This is a genomic window from Paenibacillus sp. CR_12, assembly GCF_041953985.1.
In the GTDB taxonomy this organism is placed as follows: Bacteria; Bacillota; Bacilli; order Paenibacillales; family Paenibacillaceae; genus Paenibacillus_AQ; species Paenibacillus_AQ lautus_A.
Genome location: NZ_JAVFHO010000002.1, coordinates 524,071 through 546,486 on the forward strand (window position 1 = coordinate 524,071; position 22,416 = coordinate 546,486).

Annotated in this window: 19 protein-coding genes; 2 read left to right on the forward strand and 17 right to left on the reverse strand. The window is 49.9% G+C overall.

The annotated features are described in order from the left end of the window. Window positions 1-100 precede the first annotated feature (100 nt). From helD to RB297_RS06075, 4 genes are all read right to left on the reverse strand, one after another. Window positions 101-2,515, reverse strand: a complete 2,415-nt coding sequence (gene helD / locus RB297_RS06060; protein ID WP_375120034.1) for an RNA polymerase recycling motor HelD — start codon at window positions 2,513-2,515, stop codon at window positions 101-103. 451 nt (window positions 2,516-2,966) lie between these two features. After that, a complete protein-coding gene (locus RB297_RS06065) occupies window positions 2,967-3,752 on the reverse strand; it encodes a squalene/phytoene synthase family protein (protein WP_375120574.1) in 786 nt (261 codons plus the stop codon). A 232-nt stretch (window positions 3,753-3,984) separates the two neighbouring features. After that, window positions 3,985-4,347: a DUF4181 domain-containing protein gene (locus RB297_RS06070; RefSeq protein ID WP_375120035.1), complete on the reverse strand. Its 363-nt coding sequence runs from the start codon at window positions 4,345-4,347 to the stop codon at window positions 3,985-3,987. Between the two features lie 171 nt (window positions 4,348-4,518). After that, window positions 4,519-5,769: an MFS transporter gene (locus RB297_RS06075; RefSeq protein WP_096774030.1), complete on the reverse strand. Its 1,251-nt coding sequence runs from the start codon at window positions 5,767-5,769 to the stop codon at window positions 4,519-4,521. A gap of 375 nt (window positions 5,770-6,144) precedes the next feature. Between RB297_RS06075 and RB297_RS06080 the strand changes: the two genes are divergently transcribed. After that, on the forward strand, window positions 6,145-7,029 hold the full coding sequence (locus RB297_RS06080; RefSeq protein WP_375120036.1) for an aminoglycoside phosphotransferase family protein: 885 nt from the start codon (window positions 6,145-6,147) through the stop codon (window positions 7,027-7,029). Here RB297_RS06080 and RB297_RS06085 read toward each other — a convergent pair. The 9 genes from RB297_RS06085 to RB297_RS06125 form a co-directional block, all read right to left on the reverse strand. Next, entirely contained in the window at window positions 7,024-7,905 is an 882-nt protein-coding gene (locus RB297_RS06085) for an ADP-ribosylglycohydrolase family protein (protein WP_375120037.1), read from the reverse strand. The genes RB297_RS06080 and RB297_RS06085 overlap by 6 nt on opposite strands. Window positions 7,906-8,074: 169 nt before the next feature. Further along, window positions 8,075-8,491 carry a VOC family protein gene (locus tag RB297_RS06090; protein WP_036660759.1) on the reverse strand — a complete coding sequence of 139 codons (417 nt, stop codon included), beginning with the start codon at window positions 8,489-8,491 and terminating at the stop codon, window positions 8,075-8,077. A gap of 165 nt (window positions 8,492-8,656) precedes the next feature. Then, window positions 8,657-9,166 carry a GNAT family N-acetyltransferase gene (locus RB297_RS06095; protein ID WP_375120038.1) on the reverse strand — a complete coding sequence of 170 codons (510 nt, stop codon included), beginning with the start codon at window positions 9,164-9,166 and terminating at the stop codon, window positions 8,657-8,659. Window positions 9,167-9,295: 129 nt separating this feature from the next. Further along, on the reverse strand, window positions 9,296-10,189 hold the full coding sequence (locus tag RB297_RS06100) for a class I SAM-dependent methyltransferase (protein WP_375120039.1): 894 nt from the start codon (window positions 10,187-10,189) through the stop codon (window positions 9,296-9,298). 435 nt (window positions 10,190-10,624) lie between these two features. Further along, complete coding sequence (gene cydC, locus RB297_RS06105; protein WP_375120040.1) at window positions 10,625-12,346, reverse strand: thiol reductant ABC exporter subunit CydC; 1,722 nt, start codon at window positions 12,344-12,346, stop codon at window positions 10,625-10,627. Continuing rightward, window positions 12,343-14,163, reverse strand: a complete 1,821-nt coding sequence (gene cydD, locus RB297_RS06110) for a thiol reductant ABC exporter subunit CydD (protein ID WP_483874347.1) — start codon at window positions 14,161-14,163, stop codon at window positions 12,343-12,345. Before cydD ends, cydC begins: the two co-directional genes overlap by 4 nt. A 54-nt stretch (window positions 14,164-14,217) precedes the next feature. Then, complete coding sequence (locus tag RB297_RS06115) at window positions 14,218-15,234, reverse strand: cytochrome d ubiquinol oxidase subunit II (protein WP_009592515.1); 1,017 nt, start codon at window positions 15,232-15,234, stop codon at window positions 14,218-14,220. Window positions 15,235-15,240: 6 nt separating this feature from the next. Next, the gene (locus RB297_RS06120; RefSeq protein WP_375120041.1) at window positions 15,241-16,596 is read right to left on the reverse strand and encodes a cytochrome ubiquinol oxidase subunit I; all 1,356 of its coding nucleotides are present in this window, start codon (window positions 16,594-16,596) and stop codon (window positions 15,241-15,243) included. A gap of 343 nt (window positions 16,597-16,939) precedes the next feature. Then, the gene (locus tag RB297_RS06125; RefSeq protein WP_213578879.1) at window positions 16,940-17,368 is read right to left on the reverse strand and encodes a disulfide oxidoreductase; all 429 of its coding nucleotides are present in this window, start codon (window positions 17,366-17,368) and stop codon (window positions 16,940-16,942) included. Between the two features lie 364 nt (window positions 17,369-17,732). Between RB297_RS06125 and RB297_RS06130 the strand changes: the two genes are divergently transcribed. Beyond that, window positions 17,733-18,140, forward strand: a complete 408-nt coding sequence (locus RB297_RS06130) for a FixH family protein (protein WP_375120042.1) — start codon at window positions 17,733-17,735, stop codon at window positions 18,138-18,140. Between the two features lie 7 nt (window positions 18,141-18,147). Here RB297_RS06130 and RB297_RS06135 read toward each other — a convergent pair whose 3' ends face one another. The 4 genes from RB297_RS06135 to RB297_RS06150 form a co-directional block, all read right to left on the reverse strand. Then, entirely contained in the window at window positions 18,148-18,834 is a 687-nt protein-coding gene (locus RB297_RS06135) for a sulfite exporter TauE/SafE family protein (RefSeq protein ID WP_096774041.1), read from the reverse strand. Then, complete coding sequence (locus RB297_RS06140) at window positions 18,825-21,035, reverse strand: heavy metal translocating P-type ATPase (RefSeq protein WP_375120043.1); 2,211 nt, start codon at window positions 21,033-21,035, stop codon at window positions 18,825-18,827. Before RB297_RS06140 ends, RB297_RS06135 begins: the two co-directional genes overlap by 10 nt. Before the next feature lie 177 nt (window positions 21,036-21,212). Next, window positions 21,213-21,581 (reverse strand): iron chaperone, encoded by a 369-nt coding sequence (locus RB297_RS06145; protein ID WP_096774043.1) that lies wholly within the window; start codon window positions 21,579-21,581, stop codon window positions 21,213-21,215. Between the two features lie 118 nt (window positions 21,582-21,699). Continuing rightward, on the reverse strand, window positions 21,700-22,404 hold the full coding sequence (locus RB297_RS06150; RefSeq protein ID WP_096774044.1) for an FAD-dependent oxidoreductase: 705 nt from the start codon (window positions 22,402-22,404) through the stop codon (window positions 21,700-21,702). Window positions 22,405-22,416: the final 12 nt, after the last annotated feature.

Below are 22,416 nucleotides of genomic sequence, written 5' to 3' on the forward strand. Positions count from 1 at the left end.
ATCGGTTTGTTTTTGCGTAAAGGGCTTGCGTTTCTCCCTTACCTACTTCTACTGCTCTCATCGTAATCTAGACGGACAAATAGCCTGGTTAAAGAGCAAATTATGTTGTTTTCTCATACAAATGCTCAGGCACTGCTTGCACGAACGGAGACCACTCGCCAGTCGCGTAAAGATACAGTCGGTGCATGGCCCGCGTACAGGCCGTATAAAGAAGCTTGCGTTCGTTTTCCCTGCCGTAGGTTTCGGACGAAGCATCATAGACCAAGACCGCATCGAACTCGATGCCCTTTGCGAGATATACGGGGACAACCATCACCCCGTTTTGATAGGTGACGGTCTCCTTCGTAATGAGCTGCAAGGCTTCGAATCCCTCCAACTGTAATGATTCCAATGCTTGGCGGCTTTCGGCCGCAGTCTTCGTAATGATGGCAATAGAGTCGATGCCGTCGGCTTTAAGTGCCGCGATGTCTTTAAGCAACTGCGCATCACGTCTCTCTCTGCCTTCAAACCTAGCAAGAACAGGCTTCGGTCCGCTCCTCTCAAAGGGTACGATGTCCGACTCATCGGTAAGCAGTTCTTTCGTGAATTCCACGATCTCCCGTGTAGAACGATAACTGCGCACTAGACGAATCAAGCTTGTATCGCCTTCACCATAAAGCCGAAGCAGAGGCGAATCGTCCCCTTGCAGCTTTGTGGACTGCATGAAGATCGCCTGCCCGAAATCGCCGAGTACCGTCATGCGGGCACGAGGGAATAGTTTCTTGAGATACTCGTATTGAAACGGCGAGTAATCCTGTCCCTCATCGACGAAGACATGCCGAATCTCTGTGTTCGTCCGAACGCCTTCGATCAATTCTTTTAAATACAAATAAGGAGTCGCATCCTCATAGAATAATTCGAGCCGATCCAGCTTTTCTTTGGTTTGCTTGCAGATTTCAGGCCACATAGCAGGGACATCGGATTCCTTCGTTTTTTCCCGATATGCAGCTACATCGCCGAATAATTGGACGTATAAGCCGTGGGCATCGATAAACGATAATTTCCTCACGGTTTGCCTCAGCGGTTTGAAGCTCTTCTTCACGATCCGCTGGCTGAGCAATTCCTCTTCCCGTCCGGCGAAATCAAAGTCGCCTTCATCTCCCCGGCGTTTATTGCTTTTTATCTCGTTCACTACGGCGTAATGCTCGGCAATGTCAAAGACTTCCCGATCCTTGTGCAGCTCGCCGAACACTTCCGCATAGAGCTCCGTATCGAGGTAACTCAGCTCCTCGACTACCCAGGACGCCTTAAGCTCCTTGCGTTCCAGTAGCGATAGCTCCTTCAGCAGCCATTTCTGTAGCTGCTCGACCCGATTGGCCAAGCTCAAGGAAGGGTCGAAGCTGTAAAATTGGGTCCTCATTTCCTCCGCCGTAATCAGATCACGCTCCCGGAAGCGAATGCCTTTGAATAGCATCCCTTCCCGGCCCAGCCACTGCGCATAATTCTGCAAGGCTTTCATGAAAGACTCCGATGCCTTGTATTGAATTCCCTGCAGACGTGTCTCGTAATTCGGGGTTGATTGTGCGGTCAGCACATATTCGATCTGATCAAAGGGATCCTCCAGTCGCAAGGATGGACCCAGCCAGTATTCGAGATATTCCTGCAGCGTCGTCTGCTGCATGTTCTCCTCGCCGAGCTCGGGAAGAACAGAGGATACATAGCTGTTAAAAATCGGATTGGGCGAGAAAAGAACAATCTGGTCAGCCTTCAGCGAATCGCGGTTTTTGTACAGCAAGTACGCCACACGCTGCAAGGCCGCAGAGGTCTTCCCGCTGCCGGCCGCGCCTTGTACGATCAGAAGCCGGCTGCGATCGTTTCGGATGATGGCGTTTTGCTCCCGCTGAATAGTGGATACGATGCTTTTCATCTGTGAATCTGCGCCCTTGGCTAGCATTTGCTGGAGCAGCTCGTCGCCGATCGTCAGGTTCGCATCAAACATATTTCGAATTTGACCGTTGTGAATCTGATACTGACGTTTCAGCTCCATCCTTCCCGAAATCTGCCCCATCGGCGTGATGTATGAGGCCTCGCCTGGGGAGTGGTCGTAGTAAAGACTTGCGATGGGAGTACGCCAATCATACACCAGAAAGTTCATTCCATCTTCATCGATGAAGGATGATACGCCGATATAAATCTGCTCGCTCAGGTTCATGCCGTCTTCCAGAAAATCGACGCGCCCGAAATAGGGAGAAGGCAGCAACTGATTGAAGTTCTTCCATTGCTGGGTCAGAAGCCGCTGCCGGCGTTCCCGTTCGGATAATATCGCGGCCTGTTGTTTGATCGTATAGAATGTTTCTTCGAATTCTTCATCCGTGCTTGTATTGACCGTTACTTCTTCCCAGAATCGTCTGCGAATCTCAGCAGCCTGGTCGCTTAGCCCGGTAACCACAGGTTCCAACTCGCCAATCCTTGCTTTCAGCTTTTCCCTGACCTGTTCCAGCCGTTCTTGTTCTGTCTGCCATTCATTTGCTTCCATGATGTTCTGACACACTCCTTTTACCATTTTATGGGGATAAAAAAGAGCATTGACAAATCAGAGGTCACTGGTGTACAATCAAATTAGGAATAGTAATGATAATGCCAGTTAACTTGATTTTTTTCAATTGCGCTATTGATTATAACATAGCGTCTTTTTCATGTTCAATTATTTTTTATTGTCGCTTGGCTTTTCGGCCAAGCTTTTTTTTATTTCTGCATAAACCGAACTTCTCCGCTCTCCCTCATGATTCCTTGTCCCTTCGCGTATCCACTTCTCACCTACGATCCATCCGTCCGTTTCATCAAGGGAATTTAATAGTACTTAACAAAAAAGCAGCCGATTACGCGTCGGCTGCCTTCTCAATATGGATCTATCGGATTTCTTGCTGTTCATTCACTTGCCTGTGAATAAGTTATTATCATACCCGGTATACATATGAACAATGCGATTAGCCGGTTACGCGATTCACGATTTTCAGTACGGCATCCCTCGTTAATTTGCTTCCGCCAGCAGATATGAGATTTACTGTGGCATGGGCTAAAGTTAATGGAATTTTGCAAAATTTCAATGCCGGACCATCCTTCAAATCGGCAATATATGAATCGGCAATTTGTAAATTGCGGCGTGTGTATTGCTGCATCTCCTTAAATCCCCAACCATCCGGATAGAAGTCGACGCCGCGATGAAGATCCTCTTCTCTATTGCGAAGGATATTTACCGCTTGCAGTCCTCTTCCGAAGGCAATTGCTTTGGTTGAATCAGACTGCGTCCCGTCATGCCAGAGCCAAAGCTCGGATAACATTTCTCCAACCATCCCAGCCACGCTATAAGTATATCTGTCCAAATCCTCTTCCGTGTGGATATTCCACCCGCTTTGAACCCACTGCGCCATATGTAACGACATCTTCGCGATGTAACGATATACGATCGGGGCGCCGGATGACGGACAAAGAAGCGCCCAGTCATCGATCTGCATCGTAACGTCCGGTAATATTTCTTGGTAAGGTGAGAGCAAATGTTGTGTGCGGGTTACCATCATATCCTCGGATTTGAATATATCATGAATGCCCAGCAGCAGTTTCACTTTCAATTCGTCCGTGAGTTCTTTATGGTCCTCGATTTCGTCAATTGCCCTCATGCATAGATAGGCAGATGTAACAGCCTCCTTTAATCCCAGTTCCAAATAACTGATGGGTATATAAAAAGTCCGGCTCGTCTTCTTTAACATGATCATCGCTTCATTCAGGGTAACGTTACTAATGAGTATTCCCTCCAAGTATCAGGCTCAACTTTATATTAATTATTACTATGATAACATACATAGATATGGTTAAAGCAAATTTGCTGACGTCCATCGTTAAAACAAAAAAAGCCGCGATTTCCACGGCTTTCTATGCATGTATAATCTTATCCTATTTAAACACGGCGAACTTAGCAGCTTAGCGGATTCCGTTCTTCTTGTCTTGTTATGCAAATAGCTCCAGGCCAAGAAAGAGCAGCAAACCGCTAACACTCGCATAAGCACTGAGGAAATGTTGATTGGTATCCTTCATATAGCGTCTTTCTACAACGGAACGGAACGCATGCAGAATAGCAACAACAAGAATAATATCCTGATGAGCCCACACTCTCCATTCCAATACATATCTCATAACGAAAATGGCAATGAGGGCAGCGACTACAAGGACGAGCTCTCCAATTAAATGAAATCGATTGATATGCTTATACAGCAGTCCGTCTGACGTGGAGGATACCTTCAGCTTTTTTTTGATCCAAACATACCCGCAAATGAAGATGATTACATACAACATGATTGTCATGAGGAACATTCTTGAGGTCCCCCTTTCAAAAAGTAGCAGTCATTATCAGCTTAACATCTTCATGATAGGTTTTCCACAATTACATGATTATGGAATAAGTTTGATTGTATTGCTGAACACCAGATGTCAAAAAAACCGGCCATGATCCTGGCCGGTTCTTCCGCATGAAAATGTTAAAGCTTAGGTTTGTTGTGCAAGATGTCCGTGATCCGGCGCTTTTTGATTCATGATCGGCACCATGACCAGTGAGCCAAGAAGGAATAATAGTCCTGCCCCGCTATAGATCGTGCTCAGTGAGAAGGCATCCTTTAACGCACCGGCGAAAGACATCGAAATGACCATCATGCCAACGAACATCGGATTCAAAACCCCATTTACCCGTCCGACGATGGAGGCATTGGACCATTTCAGAATCATCGTGCTGATCCCGATATGAATGCAAGGGAACACGAGTCCATTGAGAAATTGAACGGTCAGTGTCAGCGGAATGCTCGTCGAGTACCCGACAATTGTCGTGCAGACAGCGCCAGACAGCATGCCTATGGCAAGAAGTAATTGCGGCGGTACCCTCTTCGCAAAGACGGCTACGATCCCGCCGCCGATCAGCATGGCTGCGCCATTCACCATCAGCAGATATTGCAGGAACTCCTCGCTCCTGCCCAACCGCTCGGTTACGATAAACAGGTTGAGGGCTTGAGCTACGCCAACCGCGAGTCCCGCGAGAATAAACGCGAGTCCAAGCATTCGCAGCACCTGGCTTTGCCACACATAGCGGAAGCCCTCAACGAAATCTCTGCGGAACTGGCCTTTAGCGGCGATGGTCTGCGGCTTCATATTATCCTCCGGCAGACGAACAAGGACGAGTGCGGACAGCAGAAATACCGCGCCCATGATCGCAATCGATGTTTCAAGGCCGAACGTGCTGTAAACGAAGGTGCCAAGCATAGGGCCGAGCACCATGAAGATGGCCATCAGCGATTGGAATAAAGCCATCCCTTGCTGCAGTTGTTCTTCTGCCACATGATACTTAAACAAACGCATGCTTGACGGCTGCGAGAATTGTGAAAGGATAGCCGAGATAAACGCAACGAGGTAGACGGAATGCCAAGAACCGTAATGTATGGTCAGAAGGACAACGAATACCGATACCGCGGATAACAAGTCGCACCAGATCATTGTTCGCTTAGGCCGCCAACGGTCGGCAAATGTACCTCCGATGAACGAAAAAACAAAAATAGGAGCGAATTCTGCTACGCTGATTAACGAGATCGCATATGGATCATTATTCGTTCGATCCGCAACGTACAGGAGAATCGCAAAATTACGTACCCAGATCCCGATCTGCAGGAGCACGCTAGATAATAAAATCGTCTGCAGGAACCGATTGCGAAGCAGGCTTGGTGCTTGGGTGCTTTTATCGTGCCTAGTCAATCTTTTCTACCTCCAATTTGTCAATGAAAATGCATTTCTTGTGTAATGGAATGACTCTCCTTTCATGATCTAATTATACGGACCGCATCATCGTTCACCTCCTACTTAAGACTGAATTTTTACTTATGTAGTTCCGCTGAATTCCGTTCAATTCCAGCTTTTTTTTATATCCATTCTCTCCCTTGTACCCGTTCGGAATCGGGAATTATAATGATGGTACCACGACAGCTCGTTGAATAAACTCCGTAAGCTTGCTTGCATCGATCGGCAGCTTCGGTGAATGGATGCCAACGGAATCCAGAATCTGAAACGGTGTGTATTGAATAAACCAACTGCAGCTTTTATTAAAAATTCACCCCAGGAGGCGTTGAACGTATGATTGAAATTACCACCGAACTTGTACGCCGGTTAATCCATAGTCAATTCCCCCAATGGAAGGATTTAACCATCAACCCAGTGGAAAAAAGCGGACACGATAATCGCACCTATCGGCTGGGTAACGATATGACCGTTCGTCTGCCAAGTCACGAACGCTACGCTTCGGCTGTCGAGAAAGAGCTGACATGGCTCCCGGTCTTCAAACCCCATTTGTCCTTGCCCATTCCGGCTCCGGTTGCAAAAGGAGAGCCAACGGAAGAGTATCCTCTTCCATGGTCGATCAATCGTTGGATTGAAGGCGAAACCGTAACGCATGCCAACATTCGGGATGTTAACGAATTTGCCGAAGACCTCGCTGCATTTTTGAAGGAGCTGGAGGCGATCGACGCAAGCGGCGGCGTGCCGGCGGGCACCCAAAATTTTCATCGCGGAGGAAACCTTGCCGTCTACGACAATGAGACCAGATCCATCATCGAAACGCTTTCCGACGAATACGATCAAGCGCTTTTAACGGAAATTTGGGAACTCTCCCTTACGACAAAATATCAATCCGCACCGATGTGGCTGCACGGCGATGTGGCGGTAGGCAATCTGCTCGTAAAGGATGGACGGCTGTGCGGCGTTATCGACTTCGGGACGATGGGTGTCGGCGATCCTTCAAGCGACCTCGTGATGGCATGGAACTTTTTTGACGACGTCAGCCGCCGGATTTTCCTAAACCGTATGAATTTTGATGATAACACCGTTCATCGTGCACGAGGATGGGCCTTGTGGAAAGCACTCATCACCTTCGCTTGGAACGAGCATGGCTCGGAAGCCTCGGTTTGGGGGAAGCACGTGATGGATGTCATAATCCGAGACTATAAAAACCACGGTTTATGATGATGCTTTCAACGCATACAGCTGCGAAACCGTCCTGTCGAGCCGCTCTTTGATGAGGATCGCTTCCGCATATCGGGCTGGTATGCCTTCATACCCGTAGTAAATACCCGCCAGCCCGCCGGCGATGGCGCCGATCGTATCGGAATCATTCCCTAGATTGGCCGCCTTCTGTACGACTCCTGCAAAATCTGGCGTGTTGAGCAAAATATGCAGTACCCAGCGGAAGGTATGCACCACAAAACCGCTTGCCGGACAATCGGGCTCGGCTTCAATCAAGTGTTCGTATTCGCTTCCCGCCACCTCGGCCATGACGGCAGCCCTTAAGTTTTCACCCTGCAAAAGGCGCCGCGCGATTCGGTTGTACATGAGGCAGGCATCGGCGCACCTTGGATCGTAATGCGTCATCCTCGACTGCAGAATCGTCACTCGTTCCATGTCCGCCGGATCCTTATAGGCCAGAGCCGCCGGCAGGCAGCGCATGAGGGATCCATTCCCGCCGCTTTGCCCCATATCCATATGCGCAACAAAAGCCGCTTCGAGCCAATCCCCCTCGTAGGTTTGAAAAACATGACGGATGATATTCCCGATGTCTTTGGGACGCGATCGATACCATTCCATAAAGAAACGCCCGATCGCTTCCATCGGCTCTGCAGGATTCTCGATAATGCCTGCCGCGACGCAAAGCGTCATCATCGTATCGTCGGTCACTTCTCCCGGTTCCAGATTCCAGACCCCGCCGCCGATGATTTCCGTCAAATAACCGTACTGTGCTTCGATCTCCCGCGTACTCATAAACTCCGTCGTCCCGCCCAAAGCGTCGCCCACGGCCACCCCGTATAGTCCGCCCTTGATGCGATCGAAATATTTGTTGTCCATGCAAACACCTCACATTCTGTCCGTGTAAAACCACTCGCAGCATTATATCAAAGTTATAGAGGCGAATGTCTTCCCACACAAGCGATACTCTGTAAAAAGCAGTAAACCCAGCCTCGGTAACGGACTAGGTTTAGTACTTAAAGTCAGTTTCGCAGTTCATGAAAAGGCTTTAATCCTCAGTATAAATCTGGAAGGTCACGCCGAATTTATCGGTTACATCGCCAAAGCCTGGGCTAAAAGGCGCTTCCTCGAACGGCATATTCACTTGACCCTCTTGCTCCAAGGCTTCAAAAAATCGTTTGGATGTCTCCACGCTGTTCGTTGAAATGCAGATGGTGACCTGTTTGCCTTTCGGAATCGAGGTGCCGGTCGGTGCATCCGAGAACATGAGTTCAGCTTCGCCAATCCGCAGCTTCGCATGTGCGACAAGCTGATTTAATGCATCCGTGTATGTGTTCGGCATTTCCGGCATGTCTCCGTAAGTAATGATGGAAAGGACTTCGGCATCTAAAGCTTGTTCATAGAAGCGGATAGCTTCCCTTGCATTCCCTTCCATATTTAAATAAGGGGTAAGTTTGACTGTCATCCTCAATCAACTCCTTTTTTTCAATCATAGCAAAACAACCAAGAATGGATTTCTTATGGATTGCTATCTTGAAAATCAGGCTAGCCATCCCCTTTATAAAAGCAACCCAAGCGAATAGGCTTGGGTTGCATCGTTTTTTTCAGCATGGATATTAAGCCGTGCACTTTATGAAACCGAAATTTCCTTTTCCATAATATAATCGTCCATCACGAATCCATTCCCGATATCCGCGATTTGTTCCCTCACGGTCCGATAGCCTTTTTTCTCATATACGGCGATGCTGGATTCATTATGTCGATTGACAGTCAGCCAAATATGGCTCAAGCTTCGGTCTTTACACAGCTCTTCCAGGAACACCATCGCTTGACTGGCATAGCCGCGTCCGCGGTGCTCCTTGCTAATGTAAAACTTGCTCAGGAAGAGCTTGTCCTCTTCTTGTCTGACCGACATATAACCGACGGTGGAGGAGTCAGCCGAATGGATCAAGTAATATTCGTAGTCCTGATGCCGGATCTGATCCGTAATCGCCGGGACAGCTTGATATTTGCCGATCATATATTCGATCTGCTCCATAGAAATGATGGATACGTAATATTCGCGCCAAATTTCTGCCGCCAGCCTGGCAACCTCTGCGATTTCTTCCACCGTTTTCACTTGTGTAAATTTCAGTTTCATGACATCTTCCCGCCTCTCCCGGATCGTTGGTTCACGCTCTACTAACATATCATCCGATCCCCGGCAGGTTCAATAACGGTTGGTTAAGCCGGGAAAGATTGTTATCGTAATACTCATCAGGATGATACCTTAAGTCCGTTCTCCCGAGTACATGCTTTCATCCTGCAATCGAACCAATACCTTGCCGTAACGCCCACTCTGCCGGATCGTGACGTTGCCGGACGGATAAGCTTGCTCTAAATAATCCGTTATCAATTTACGCTTCTGATCATCTGGGGCTTGACCATGACCGCGAAGCCAGTTCATGATTTCCTGCAGCGCAGCTTCGCTTGAGACTTCCGTCGTTTTCGTTTCCCGCGTTACAAGGGACTCGTAGGAATATCCTTTGAGGTATAGCAGGTGAAGCAAATACCCGAATTCCATATGTTTCGATCGGTAAGGCTGATCGGTGATGAGCGGCCAGATTTCATTCATCAGGCTGATCTCGGTGGAACCTGCGGGCATACTGATATAACAAAACTCCCGGGCGCATTGCAGTACCTTCTCTACGCTCTGCCAATCCACGATGACCGGGCACATCGAGAGAAAAACGAGATCGAACGCCTGGCTCCACCCTTTGGCCTGTACGTCAATATCTTCAAAACGTTCGGGAACGATCTTCACCTGATCCTGTGGAAAATTTGTTATATTCTCTTTCAGCAGATCGATCAAGGGCTGCGAAGACTCCACGGCCGTTACATCAGCCCCGCGCTCCGCAAACGGAACCGAAAACACGCCCGAAGCGGCCCCGATATCCAGAACGGAGGCATTATCGAATCGAACGCCTTGCCCTTCAAGCCAGTTCATGATGCGCGAAGTCCTTTTTCTCCCTTCTTCATTAAATGATTGCTCATTGAAAGTCCGGGCCTTATGATCAAATGCTCGGGCCGGTTCGATTCCGGCTTTTTTCATTTTGTTGATGACGCTGTCGCCATGTTCCTTCCAAGCTTGTTCCCATATGGCTTCATTAAAAAAATCGTTCAAGACATCCCTCTCGCTTTCCGTTATGGTTTATGGTGCATGGTATTACAATTTTGGATATTACATATCCATAATTGTCGCGCACGAAAAGTATATTACTTCCCGTTTCAGCATACTGACAAAAAGTTAATTACGGATCTACGTTATCCATAATATATGATTCATTCCCCATTTGCAATGCCCTTTTTTGATTAATCTGCGGTTGGCACACTGCCGCTGGCAACATAGCTTGAATAAACCCGCACATAAAAAATGCTCTCCTATTCCACCCATCGTCAGAAATCAATATAGATGTAAAGTTATACAGCCGATCTTCCTCCGGAGGAAAATCGGCTGTGCCTCTGATATTTACTTAGGGATCTTGCGTTGTTGTACTTTGCTAGCCTTACATGTCGGTGACGCGAAGGTAGGAATTCATCCGACACTTCAATGGCAAGATCAGGCTTCGCTTATCATTTGCCGCTCAATTTGCTTCAGTTCATAGAAGTAGCCCTTTTGCTCCATCAGCTCCGAATACGTGCCTGCTTCCATGATTCTGCCTTGATCCATGACCACGATCCGGTCCATTTCTTCCAAACCGGTCAGCCGATGGCATATGAGAATAAGCGTATCATCCTGCGCTTGCGCCAGCAATTGTCTGAAAACGCGCTGCTCGGTGATGTAATCCAGTGAAGACGTCGGTTCGTCTAATAGCCACAAACGCCCTTTCCGGAGCATGGCCCGTGCCAAGGCCAGCCGTTGCTTTTCTCCGTCGGACAAGTTCTCGCCCTTCTCATATACCGCAGCCTCCAGAGATAGATTCGGCAGCTGGACTTTATCCAGTATCGCGGACAACTCATGGTCGTCATGATGTTCGGCATCCAGCAGCAGGTTGTCTCGAATGGTTCCCCGGAAGAAATGACTGTGCTGCAGCACTACATTCGACGCTTGCCAAATGCCCGCTTCATCCAATTCCTGAATCGAAACATCATGCAAACGAATCTCGCCGCTCGTCGGGGTACGCAGCTTGAGCAGCAATTCGACGATCGTTGTTTTCCCTGACCCGCTCGGCCCGACAATGGCCGTTTTGGAACCAGCGGGAAAATGGAGGGATACGTTTTGGAGTGCAGGACGCCATTCATCTTCATATTGGAACGTAACCCTGCGCAGCTCCACCGAAACGGCTTGATTGACGGGTAGAATGCCGCTCGGCTGCGGCGCCATCACATCGGCAGCATGAACGATTTCCGCGAGCCGCTTGGCCGCGTGCTCGCTGTCCTGCTTATAAGCCGGCAGCGTGGCCATTGGCGCCGCCTCTTCGAACACCGTAAGCGAAGCCATGACCAGCATGGCGAGAAACACGCCGGCAAGGGAGCCGTCCATGATCAGATAAGCACCGAGAATCAGCACGCCCCAAGAAATGAGATACGTCACAAAAGTATGCAGCGATTGCCCTCGCAGCAGATGCACGGCAGATGCCTGCTGCTCCGCTGATAAAACTGCCGAGGCATGCTGCAGCAGCTCCTCTCGCTGCTTCAACTGCCCATATACTTTTAAATCACGGAAACCGTAGAGCAGTTCGGTCACTTCCGTGGAAAATGCCGCCCGCTGCCGGCGAACGCGACCATGAATTCTTCTCTGTCCAAGCAATACCAGCGCTGGAACCACAAAAGCCGTTGCCAGCATCCCAACCACAAACAAACAGGCAATCCAGATCGAGAAAGCGGAAGTAAACAACACCGTCGCCAAAAACACCATGACCACGATGATAGGGGGATAAGCAACGCGCAAAAAATAATGCTGCAAGCTTTCTACATCCCCGACGATCCGCGCGAGCAGCTCACCGCTCCGCTTCTTGCCCAGTATCCCTGGCGTTAACGGAACAAGCTTGGCAAAAAAAGACGTGCGCAAACGGCTGAGCAGAGAAAACGTCGCCCGATGGGAATACAAGCGTTCTGCATAGCGGCTGCCCGCCCGCAGCAGACCCAGGATTTTCACCAGAGACGTCAGCACGATCAAGGTATAGAGCGGCGGGGCAAAAACCGTCTGCGAAATGAGGTATCCGCTAAGTGAAAAGAGACATACACCTGCGATGCCGGCTAAGAATCCGCCGATGACGGCCATGGCAATATCCTTGCGTTCCTCAATCATCGCTTTTGTTAGAATAGCCAGCTCATTCATGCGAACCTCCCTTTCCGATGGGCATCCACCATTTCGGCGTATTGCGGCAGCCGAGCAAGAAGCTCTTCATGGCGCCCGCATCCAAGCAGGGCTCCGTTGTCCATAAACAGGATCTTGTCGGCATCTTTTATCGTATACAAGCGGTGCGCAACGGTAATCATCGTCGCTTGGCTTGCAAGCTCGGCAATGGACAGCTGCAGGACGCGTTCGGTCTGGAGATCCAATCCCACGGTGGGCTCGTCAAACAAAATGACGGCAGGCCGCTTCAAAAAAGCGCGCGCCAGCGCAAGCCGCTGCTTTTCGCCGCCTGACAACCCCCTGCCCCCTTCGCCGACGAAGGTGTCATAGCCATGCTCGAGCTCGGCCGCAACCGCGGCAAGTCCGGCAGCTTCCGCCGCCTGCTCGACGTCAGTCCTAGAGACGTCCCTGCCCGCGCCAATCGCAATATTCTCGGCAAACGTGCCGGCAAAGATATATGGATGCTGGGTAATGTAGCTGACATGATCAAACCATGAAGCCTCATCGTCTGAATTAAGCGCCCTTCCGTTCACCAGCACTTCACCTGATACCGGCTTCAGCAGCCCGGCCACGAGATGCAGCAAGGTTGTTTTGCCGGACCCGCTTTTACCGACAATCGCTATATGCTCTCCTGGCTCAAACGATATGGAACCCACCGCAAGCTCGAAGGAATCCGGCGCATACTGAAACCGGACATCTCTCAGCTCGATGGACGGGGGCATTTGAATGAACCCCCCACCGGCTGTCCCCGGCTTGTCCAACGCAATCGTCCAATCTAACTCGCCTGTTCCATCCCTATGATCAGCACCCTCACGTCGAGTGCTTAACGCTTCTTCATCTTGCGTTTCCTCAAGCATCTCTTCCACCTTACGGATCGCCCCCATACTGGTGCGGCCCCCGTGAAAGGCGGTTCCCGTGTTTTTTAACAAACTGTAAAACTCGGGTACCAGCAGCAGGATCAAAAAGGCGGTGTGGAAGGAAAGCGATTTGAAGACCAGGAGCTGAAGCGCCAGCTCAAGCGCAACGATGCCAATGCCCAGCATGACGATGGATTCCAGCATGAAGGTATTGGTGAACGCAATTCGCAAAATGTCCATCGTCGCATCCCGGTACCCCAGGCTGCTGCGTTCGATGTCCTGCTGATGATGGCGAGCACGGCCGAAGAGCTTCAACGAAACGAGTCCTTGCAGAGAGTCGAGAAACGTGCCGGAAAATTCAGCCAACCGCGCGAATTTCTCCTCCGATTTGTTCTTCGTTTTGAGCCCCACCAATACCATGAATATCGGAATAAAGGGAGCGGTAACCAGCATAATGAACCCGGAATTCATATGCTGCGTAAATACTACGGCCAAGATCAGAATAGGAATGATGGCAGCTTCCATCATTCGCGGCACATACTGGCTGAAATAACTGTCCGCCTCATCCACGGCATCCAGCGCCACGCTCACCTTTCCGCCTGTTTGCCCGCGAAGCGCCATCGGCATGGAAGCCTTGGTCAGCTTTCGCAGCACGGCCGCTCGCATATCCGTTTTGGCCCGGGCAGCCATCTGCAAACCGATTCGTCCATTGCCATACGACAGCAGCGTACGCGCAGCCATGACGCCCAGCAGAATAACAAGAATGACGGCAACCGACGATAACGAAGCACGCTGCACAAATATCTTCTCCACCGATTCTGCGAGCAGCACGGCCTGGCCCACGATGGCGGCACCGAGCGCAAGCGACACGCCACCCAGGAGAACAAGGTGTCTTCTTTGCGCGGACATTTGCTGGGAGATCAGTCCCGTTTTTTTCTTCATGATGACGTCCCTCCTTCATGCCGACCTCTGTATGTGATTTCACAACGCATCGGTTTATTTTTTGCCTTTTACATAATCCGCATCAAACAGGAATAGCCTGAAGACCAGGATAAGGGACGGAATCAGCAGACACAGTCCGCCGATAAAGGCGATCACCAGCGCAACGCCCATCGACTCGTGCGTGGCACCGCTTTGAATGGTAATATACGGATCCAGAATATACGGATATTGTCCGATGCCATAAGCAAAAAAGGCACAGAAAAACTGAAGCATCACGCAAATAAAGGCTAGTCCGTAGCGCCGCCCGCTGTACAGAAGCCATACGGATATCATGAAAAAACCAACGGAAAGCGCCAGCAGCCACCATAAGTCCATCATGTTTTGAAAATGCCGCTCATTATGCTGAGAGAGATAAATGAATGCCGTTAGCGCGGCAATGATGGTTGGCATGCTCCAGAACAGAGCATAAGTCCGCATCAGCTTGAGCGCAGGCTGGTCGTCCGCCCGGGAAGCGTAATAAGACAAGAACGAACCACTGATAAACAGCACCGATACAATGGCCAATGCGACGATGCTCCACGACAACGGGCTTGTCATCAGCGACAAGTACTCTAAAGAAACGGCCCCGCCTTCCTCCACGATAAAGCCGCCCTCGGAAAGGGTCAGTGCCACCGACAACGATGCCGGGATCAGCAATCCCGTGGCCCCGTATAAAAACAGATACACGATGTTTTCTTTGGAGCCATAGTTCTCAAATGCGTAAAAGGACCCTCGAATGGCCAGCAAAATGACGGCGATGCTTCCCGGCACAAGCAGCGCAGAACCATAATAATAGGCCGTATCGGGAAAGAACCCGACGATGCCAACGAAGAAAAAGACAAAGAACACGTTCGTGATCTCCCAGACCGGCGACAAATAACGAGAGATCAAACGATTGAGCAGATGGTCCTGCTTCGTCAAGCGGGCATAGAAGGCAAAAAATCCGGCGCCGTAATCGATGGAGGCCACGATCAAATAGCCGTACAAAAACAGCCAAAGCACGGAAATGCCTATCAACTCGTAACTGATCATAACGGCTCACCCTTTTTCCATGGAATGAATTTGCTTCTCTTTGGACAGTTCTTCAAGCTCGGCTTCTGCCGGCTTGTTACGGAATAAGCGCCGCAGCACAAAAATACACATGACGCCCAGCACGATATACAGAAGGAGGAAAAGGAAAAAGAGAACCCTCACATTCGGCGAGGAGGTGGCAGCTTCCTCAACCCGCATGTATCCGCGGATAATCCACGGCTGTCTACCGACTTCGGCATAGAACCAGCCCAGCTCTACCCCTAAGAACGCCAGCGGCGCGCTAAGAACGATGGCCCGAAGCAGCCACTTGTTGAGCTCGTTCCGTTTCTTCCACATCACGAACAAGAAATACAAGAACGCAACGCCGAGCATCACAAAGCCGATGCCGGCCATCATATCAAACAAATAATGCACGAGCAGCGGAGGGCGCTCATCGAGCGGAAACTCCTCCAGCCCCTTCACCTCGGCATTAAAGTCGCCAAAGGCCAGGAAGCTGAGCGCCTTCGGAATGTGAAGAGCCCCCATGACCTTCTGCTCGGCGTTCAGCCATCCCAACAGGATCAAATCCGCGCCGCGTTCCGTTTCAAAATGCCACTCTGCGGCCGCCAGCTTCTCCGGTTGATGCTCCGCCAAAAACTTTGCGGACATATCGCCGGCAATAGTGGTCAGCATACTGAAGACCAGCACCGCGCCCATCATCAGCTTCAACGCTTTTTTGTAATACGCCGACGCTCCTTTTCTAAGGATAATATAAGCCGCAATGCCCGCCAGCAGGGCTGCCCCCGTCAAGTAGGCCGAGGATAATACATGGAACACCTTGGAGGGCGTTGCCGCATTAAACATCGCCTGCAGCGGATTAACCGCCGTAAAGTGACCGGCTTCCATAACAAAGCCTTCAGGCTGATTCATAAAACCGTTCACCGACGTGATAAAAAAAGCGGACATGCTTGCGCCAGCTACAATGGGTAACGTTAGCAGCCAGTGAACATACGGATTGCGGAAGCGATCCCACGTGTACAAATAAATGCCGAGGAAAATGGCTTCAAAAAAGAAAGCAAAAACCTCCATGAATAATGGAAGAGCGATCACGTTTCCTGCCAACTGCATAAAGTTCGGCCATACCAATGCCAGCTGCAGGGCAATCGCCGTTCCGGTTACCACGCCGACGGCCACGGAAATGACAAATCCTCTCGTCCATCTCTTGGCCATCAGAATGTAGTGCGAATCCTTCTTTCGTATGCCGACGAATTCGGCAATTGCAATCATTAATGGAACACCGACGCCGACCGTGGCGAATATGACATGAAATGCCAAGGTTAACCCTGTTAACCATCTGCTCCACAGCACCGTATCTACGACCATGCCAGAATGTCTCCTTTCAAACGCAATTCATTCGAATCGGGTCAGACCCTAAACTATACTTACCCGATATTCAAAGGCTATTATAACGAAGCATGATCACAAATGAATCACGACTGCGCTCCGTTCATGAAAGGATCGAATCTTTCTGACATCTCGGTGAAAAACAAGAAAACCACTCGTTCGAGCCATTGCATTGTCAGACGATACATGATATCCGCGGCAGTGGTAAATTACTTAAAAAGAACCCCATTTCCAGCCCATGAGCGGGTAAAGAAACGGGGTTCTTACAACTACAATTCTATTTGTGATGACGGATAACCATCCACCTGTTGATGTTACAAATTCACGCTTGAGCGGCTTCTTGTTTCTGCGAACGCTTAGCCTGCAACAGTGCAAAGGTTATGAGTATAAATGCTGCGAGTGCCAGCATCGGGATGGTCAACCAACCGAACCAATTCAAGTAGTCGTCCATACAGGACACCGGCCCGCATGCCGCCGCGCTCAAATCGTGCGGAAGTTTTTGGATGACGATATGGTAAGTCGATATCCCTCCCCCAATGAGGATCAGTGGCAGGACGTACGGGACGATATCTGTCTTTTGCCGGTACGCTGCGATTCCCAGCACAATGACTAACGGATACATGAAAATCCTTTGGTACCAGCATAAGACGCACGGCGTAAAATGCCAAACTTCACTTAGAAACAAACTTCCGCTAGTAGCCACTGTGGCGACCGTCCATGCAAAAAACAACCAGACTCCGGTTTTGTTCATGGTTTCAAACTTCGTCCCTTCTATTGGTGTTTCGACATCATATCGAAATGGATGTATCTTATGGTCTGCGACTCGGTCCCACTCTTCATTCGAGCTGATGACATTTCTCATTTTCGCTTAATTATAAATATAATTAAATGGCTCCTTTGGGCTATAAGCTGCTCTGGCCCAGCTTGTTCTGCGAACGGACTCATCATGTAACGTATCAAATAAACCAGCGAATAAAAAAAGATTTTGCCGCTGATAGGGACAAAATCTTTTTTGGTTTGTACACTCCATTGATGAATACCCACTTTGCATGTTCTGAGCTTTTGTTACATACCTATGAGGGAAACCTATGCTTTCAGGTGAAGGAAGGGATAGAATGAAGACCAGATGGGGGATTGCTCTGCTGCTGATCTGCACGATCGCGGCCATCCTGATGTTTCGACAGGTTCAGGATCGTACTCCAACGGAGGATCTTTATACCGATGGACAGCTGCGTATGGAAATACAAACCGTTTCGTCTGCTGCTGAACCCATGCAGGAAACCGTTTTTGAGCTCTTCGTGACCGAGCTTCCCGAGAAGCCGATTACCGATGCTGACATTGAACTTCACATCGCGATGCCGGATATGTTTTGCGGCGTGTTCCCCGCGGAGGTCGTCGAATCCAAGCCAGGCGTTTACAGCGCGACGGCAACCCCTGTGATGCAAGGCCTCTGGGAAGCCGAAGCCGTTCTGCGTTGGGAAGATCGCCATGTCGAAGTAAGGACGTTGTTCAAAGTTCGCTGAGCCCCTGTTACCATAGCCACGGGTGAATGCCCGGTATCCATCCATTGGCGCTTAGTCCTTTTAAAATAGACAGGATTCCCATCAGAAAAGCTAGAAATCCGCCGAATTTCCGCATGCCCCTGCGCCATTTTTTCGTCAGGCTGCCGGCAGACATCGCCACCACGAACAGGATCGGAAATGTTGCAAGTCCAAACACCAGCATAATCATAATACCTTCCAGGCCGGAACCGGATGCCGCTGCATTCATCTGCATCGCATAGGTTAAGCCGCATGGAAGAAAACCAAGCAGAATGCCGGTTAAAAAAGTCGCAAGCATCTCATAACGCTGACCAAGCCGTGCCAGTTTCGCTTGAAAAAATGGATGTCTCGGCAGATGAGCGTTATATATGGGCAATGTGTAGCGGCGAATGGTCCAGAGCAGAATGAGCATTCCTCCAATGATGCTGGCTGCTCCTTGGAAACCGACAAAGCTGCCGGCCACATCCAGGAAGGAGCCCACCACTCCCATAAAACCGCCAATGGCCGTATAGGTGATAACTCTGCCCGCATTGTAGGCCAATACGGATTTCAGCGGAGAGCCTTGGTTTCCAAGTGCCAGAGAAGAAACGATTCCCCCGCACATGACCAGACAATGCGGCGCACCCATTAATCCCGCCAATGCCACTAACGGTAATCCGCTTCCGGTCAAGGCCATGCTCTCGCCCCCCGTTTTCCCCACAGTTGGAGCCGCAGCGAGTTGCCGACAACCAGCAGCGAGCTTGCCGCCATTCCAATACATGCAATGCGCGGGTCCAAATAACCGAATGCAGCCAAAGGTACGGTCAGGACGTTATATAATAGTGCAAAGAGTAGATTCTGATGAACATTCCGCATCGTATAACGACTCCAGGTGTAGGCTTCCGGAATTCGGGATAGCCTGCTTCCGATCAGGACGACGTCTCCTGCCTGTTTGGCTGCATCCGTTCCACCGCCCATGGCGATGCCAACATCGGCGGCGGCCAGCGCAGCCGCATCATTAATGCCGTCGCCGACCATGGCCACGGAACGACCTTGCTGCTGAAGCTCGCGTATGAACGCAAGCTTCTGTTCAGGAAGCATGCCGGCGCGTACCAGCTCAATGCCTGTCGCGGCAGCCACGGTCAGCGCCGTTCGCTCCTCATCGCCAGTTACCATCCACACTTCGGCTTTTTGCTTCAGCTCTTGTACGACGCCTCGCGCATCCCGCCTGAGTTTGTCAGCCATATCAAACGTACCGATACACGTCCCGTTCACGGCTATATAAAGTCTTATATGACCGGAGGCCGCTTCCTGATGAAATCCAAACCTTTTATCCTCCGAAAAGCGTATGCCCATTTCCTCCAGCCATTTCCGGTTCCCCACGCATACGTTGTTTCCTTCCACATCGCCTTCCATTCCCTTTCCCGGCCGTTCGTGGAACGAGGCTGCTTCCGGAATGGGGACCTGTTGGTCTTTCGCCGCTTTCACAATGGCTTGCGCCAGTGGATGCATGGACAGAGAAGCTAGAGCCGAGGTCAGGCGAAGTACGTCTGCGTCACGTTGTCCAGCCGCTTGGATGGCAACAAGCTGCGGCAAGCCTTCGGTCAGCGTTCCCGTCTTATCCAGCAATACGACATCGATTTGCCGCAGCCTTTCCAGGGAGCGCGCCTCTTTGAACAAAATGCCCTTTTGGGCAGATGATCCGGTTGCAATCAGGATGGAAATCGGGGTTGCCAGTCCAAGCGCACAAGGGCAAGCGACCAGTAAAACAGATAACGCGTGACGCATCGCGGTTTCAGAGAGATCAGGGCCATGGGAAAACAATAGCCATCCTGCAAATGTTATCGCCGCACAGCCCAGCATAACCGGTACAAAAACCGCCGCAATGCGGTCAACCGTTCTTTGAATGGCCGGTTTGCTCTGCTGCGCGGCTTCGATCAGTGCAATCATCTGGGAAAGTCGGGTTTCCTTATGCTTCTTATCGACCATGATATGCAGACTCCCGACCAAACAACGGGTTCCGGCATATACGCGGTCTCCGCTGCATTTGGTCACCGCCGTGCTTTCGCCTGTCATCATCGATTCATCCGCATCCGCCGTTCCCGAATGAACCACACCGTCAACGGATATCCATTCTCCGCTCTTCACCACAATGCGGTCCCCTGTTTGTGCCTGATCTGCCGTAATCCATTCTTCGCCATGCTGTCGCAACACCCGCACCAGCTTCACCTGAAGCGAATATAAGGCACTCAGTTGTTTCAGCGCTTTTCCCTTGGCAATGGTCTCCAGCCACTTGCCTAACAAAACCACGGTCATAATCATGGCAATCGTATCGAAATACAGGGTGGGGTGAGAGGTATCGTGTGCGGCATGAAACATCGCGTAGTGGCTGTAGAAGTAAGCAACGGACGTGCTGATGGCAACCAAGGTATCCATGTTTGCGCTGCGATGGATGAAGGCTTGATAAGCGCCGTAATAAAATGGATAGCCCACGCCAAACTGAAGAAACGTCGCAATCAGGAATTGAAACATGGGCTCCATGAATAAATTCGGCGTCCATGGTTGAAACCACACGAACATATGGGCCAGCATCGCCCACAAAAGCGGAATGGACAAACACGCAGCGATCGCGAACCGGGTGCGATAGGCGCGAGTTTCGGCTTCTATTCCTGCTTGGGGATGCGAGAGCTTGCCCGTTGCCTTATAGCCGAGCTTAGCAATTTTGGCGGTGATCGCCTGCATTCCAATTTCCCTCGGTTCGTAGTGAACGGTAGCCCGAGACAAAGCCAAACTGACATGAACAGCTTGAACCCCCTTCTCCTTGCGAAGCGCTTTTTCGATTCGGGTTGCGCAAGCCGCGCATGTCATACCACTTACTTGTAGTTGCTCCAGTTTCATATTCGCTCACCTCCGGCGCTCGTTCATGGGATCGCTCGTCCATAAATTGTATGAAGGTGTTCGAATATTAAGAATAGCTATAAAGAGCCATGCAGCTTCCACTATAATGGCTGCATCCGGAAAAAAGCAAAAACCCCCTTTTTTCAAGGGGATTTTCTAAGGGCTGCTATTTTTCTGCTATCGCCAAAACGTCGTACAGTTTGCCTTATCCAGCATATTAAACTCGATCATTCTCTCCAGCAATGAGAAATCAACCGGACGATCCCACCGAATGCGGACTAGCTCCTTGGTGTGATCATAGCCGGCCTTGACGATTTCATCCGAAAACTGATGTATCCCTGCCTTTTCAGGGGCAACCGCCAAGTGAGGTTTGGCTACGCTAAAGCCAATGATAAATGTGCCGTGGTCGGTGAACATTGGCTGATTCCACGCCATTTTCGGCATCAGATTCGGAAATTTTTCGGCGACCCACCCCAAAACCTCTTCGGTTCTCGCCCGATGCTGCGGGTTTTCGATTTTCGCTAAAAAATCTGCAAAAACCTCCATGTTGTTTCCTCCTTCTAAGACGCCAGCTTATGCGGCGTTCATGCTTAAGCTAATTCTCTATCCATGATTTCTCTATAATCCATGGATTCCGCTCTTTACGATCAGTAAAAATCAATTGCTAATATCCAAAAAAAGCATCCTTTTTGATATTCCGCTTGGATACACCCTTACTTTGCAAGTACGCAGTAACCGACTCCACCATGGATTTCGGCCCAGCGACCAAATACTTGCCATGATCCTTATGCCGGGCGATGAACTTATCGATTTCCTGATCTAAATCATTTCTTGAATCAAGATAAGATACCTGGATCGAAGGATGGCTGGCTATTGCATCAAGTTCATCTTTATAAAGATAGGACTTCTTGCTATCCATATAGAGAAGTTGTATGGGTTTCAACTCATTTCCGGCTGCCGTTATTTGTTTTAAAATTGACCGAAAAGGCGTCATTCCGATTCCGGCCGCGATCAGGAGCGAGGGACTTTGAGGATCCAAATGAAAGGACCCTACAGGACCGCTCATTTTCATATGCATGCCTGGTTTTAATTCCAGCAGAGCCTTCTTGAATTCGCTTGGGTTATCCCCGATGCGCGTTGTTATGTTAACGATGTTTTCTGAGGAAACAGAACTGATGCTGAATGGCTTTGTAGCATTCTTCATGGTTTTATGCGTAATGCTGAACAATCCGTATTGCCCTGCTTTCCATGTTAAATCTGGTCCTTTTTCGAATGAAAAAGTGTACACGTCTTCCGATTCTTTGCTGCTCTCTATAAATATCAATTTCCGCTTTTGGAATATAGATAGAAAATCTTTAATAAAACCCATGATCTCCCCCCT